At 53.4% G+C, this 924-nt stretch carries 1 protein-coding gene; it reads left to right on the top strand.

Annotated elements, in window-relative coordinates:
* Window positions 1–803, top strand: an 803-nt coding sequence (locus ACTHO6_RS21190; protein WP_440243820.1) for a DUF932 domain-containing protein, incomplete at its 5' end; no start/stop codon positions are given.
* Between the last annotated feature and the right edge of the window lie 121 nt (window positions 804–924).

Below are 924 nucleotides of genomic sequence, written 5' to 3'. Positions count from 1 at the left end.
TGCCGGCTCGCTTCATGCGCCGCTGCCCAAGTGATTTGAGGGCAACGAACTTTAACTACTTCGCAGAGCGGCTGCCAGGGGACGAGGAATGGATGTTGCGTACGTATCGGTCACGATCCGAACAACTGGGCCCCATGATTCGTGGTGCCTTGTCCAAGGATTACAGCCGGTTTGATGATGATCAGTTCCTCGGCATGATCGAATCCATGATTGGGACAGAGGAAGACCATCGGATTTCATACTGGTACCGCGATGAGCGCGGCATGCACCTGCGTATTGTGTTCCCTGATCTGACAAGAAATATCGGGAGAACACTGGAGGGTCGACCGGATGTCCACATGGTAGGGGTCCATTTGTCCAACTCCGAAGTGGGGGCTCGCTCGGTTACGATCCAACCGATGGTATACCGCCTGGTTTGCTCGAATGGCTTGATGCGCTGGACCAATGACGGGGACGTGTTCAAGCAGCGCCACATTCACCTGCGGGAGAAGGAGATGTACGCCCGGGTAGCAGAAGCGTTTACGTCTGCCGTCAAAGCCGGGGATGACATGTTGGAACGGGCTTTGGCTGCCAAAGAGGTCAAGGTGGAAAACCCGCTGGATTTCATCAAAACGCTCGCCAAGGACAAAAAATACAGTCAATCCATGACGGATACCATCACCAGTAATTACATGATAGAACCTGGTGACAGCCTGTTTTACGTCATGCAGGCCATGACCCGTGCCGCCCAAACTCTTCAAGGGGATGCTCGGGTGGAGCTGGAACAAGATGCCGGCGAACTGCTCACCAAGGTAGCTGTCTAACAGAACGAAAACGAAGAAGCCGATCTGCATGGGTCGGCTTCTCCCATGATCAAAATGGAGGAGGAATATTGCATGAACATGAACGGTCAAACGGTGATTTTTCCATGGGATGAACCGATGG

The sequence above is a fragment of the Brevibacillus sp. SAFN-007a genome, from assembly GCF_051967035.1.
GTDB lineage: Bacteria > Bacillota > Bacilli > Brevibacillales > Brevibacillaceae > Brevibacillus.
The sequence above is the reverse complement of the archived record's forward strand: the minus strand, read 5'-3'. Positions and strand labels throughout refer to the sequence as shown.